Here is a 1,849-nt window from a genome sequence, read left to right as displayed (position 1 = left end):
TGGNNCAGCTGCCCGGCGGCGCTGCGCTTGCCGGNCCTNGGGGGGANCCCGCAGGAAGGAACGNAGGCCGGATAAGGCATTTATGCCGCCATCCGGCACNANCNNAGGTATGGAGCNTGANNGCCCGGCGGCGCTGCGCTTGCCGGTCCTGGGGGGGAGCCCGCAGGNAGGAACGNAGGCCGGATAAGGCATNTATGCCGCCATCCGGCATAAATGGAGCGCACCAGTTGTAGCCCGGCTAAGCGTAGCGCCAGCCGGGAACGCTCCTTCGNCAACGCTATCGCATCAGAACCACGCCTCAAACATCCCGCCGACGTTCAGCGAATCCAGCTGCTGGTCCTGGGTGCCGTTNANCTTCGCGGTNTGCTCGTTGTCCACCNGGCCGCCGGTCACGTAGAAGCGCAGCATCGGNCGGAACTCCGGCCCCATGCCGATGGCGATGTTCTGCGACAGCGTCAGCTTCCAGCCGTGGTTATCCCCGCCCTGGTCGTANTCCACGCGCTGGTAGCCCGCTTCCAGCCAGGTGGAGTGCACGTCGTTCCAGAAGTACATCGGCCGGACGATGGCGCCGTAGTTTTTACGGTTGTCGGTGTTGTCCTTGCCGTTGTCGTAGTCGTGGAAGGCCAGCAGATATTCCACCTGCGCCTGCTGGGTGAACTTATGGCTGCCCTCGAAGCTGGCGTAGACCGTGGTCAGGTCGTCGGTTTTGTTATAGACGCTGTTATCCGAGTTGTCGGAGTAGCGCAGGATCACCTTGTTCACCCCGCTGTCGTTGGTGTGGCTCAGCACCAGGCCGCCCTGCCAGGCTTCGAGNCGCGCGTCGCTGTCCACCGCCTTTGAGTCAAANCCGTAGTTNGCGTACACCTCGACGTCGATCGGCCCGGCCTTGATGTTGTGGGTTTTGGTGGTCAGCGCGTAGTGGCCGTTGTCGCCGGTGTCGGAGCTGCCGGTACAGGTGATNCGCGACGGGTTGGTCTCNTCGGCCATCACTTCCGGACTACAGGATTTCACCTGCGAGACCGCCGCCACGTCGAACTGCACGCCGCCGATATCAAAGTTCTTCACCCCGGCGCCCTGGCCGTCGTGGTTCATCCAGAAGTAGTCGTTGATCCCCTGTTGCGGACGCTGGTGGAAGTCGCGGCCGGCCCANANATAGGCGTTGGGGTTGGATTCCAGCACGTTGGTNACNCCGACGTAGGCCTTCTTCAGGTTAACTTCGTCGCTCCAGTGGTCGAACATCACGTTAAGATCCCAGATAGCCCCCTGCGCGCTTTTGAAGGCCTTGCTGATCTGGAATTCGCCGCCGTTGCTTTCGTTGCCCAGACGGCCGATCGCCGAGGCGCCGTTATAGGAGCCGTCGACGCCGACATATTTCTGGTCGCCGGTCTGGAAGTGGGCGCCATAGCGGGCNTAGCCGCTGAACTTGAGGCCGAACGGAATGGCCATATCCGGCGAGGCGGCGGTGGTTTCCGGGTTAGTAATCACGTCGACCTTTTTGTTGGCCGCGGCGTCGATTTTTGCCTGGCGGTCGGCCAGCGCTTTATCAACGGCTTTGGCGACGATGGCGTCGATCTGTTCCTGAGTAAATTCTTGCGCCATTACAGAGGTAAGCGGAAAAAACGTGGCGATAACCGCCATGGTTAATGGAAGTTTTTTTATCATTGTCATGAGTTTCTCAATATAGGTTAATTTTATTCAGANAATAACCAGCCTATTCTGAGCTGACAGAATATGTCGCTATCATCAGAACAAGTTATTTTTTATTTTGTACGGTCACAGAGGCGTTACACAATTATCGTTACCCTTCCTCCTTCGCTGATATTAAACAGGTGGCCTTTCGCCACTGACA

1 protein-coding gene is annotated in these 1,849 nt (G+C 58.7%); it reads right to left on the bottom strand.

Translation table 11 applies throughout. The features are described from left to right. Nucleotides 1-285: 285 nt before the first annotated feature. A complete protein-coding gene (locus VZP09_RS23605) occupies nucleotides 286-1,668 on the bottom strand; it encodes a carbohydrate porin (protein WP_328795436.1) in 1,383 nt (460 codons plus the stop codon). Nucleotides 1,669-1,849: the final 181 nt, after the last annotated feature.

This window comes from Klebsiella sp. EMBS2024 (assembly GCF_036233805.1).
Taxonomy (GTDB): domain Bacteria; phylum Pseudomonadota; class Gammaproteobacteria; order Enterobacterales; family Enterobacteriaceae; genus Klebsiella; species Klebsiella pneumoniae.
The sequence above is the reverse complement of the archived record's forward strand: the minus strand, read 5'-3'. Positions and strand labels throughout refer to the sequence as shown.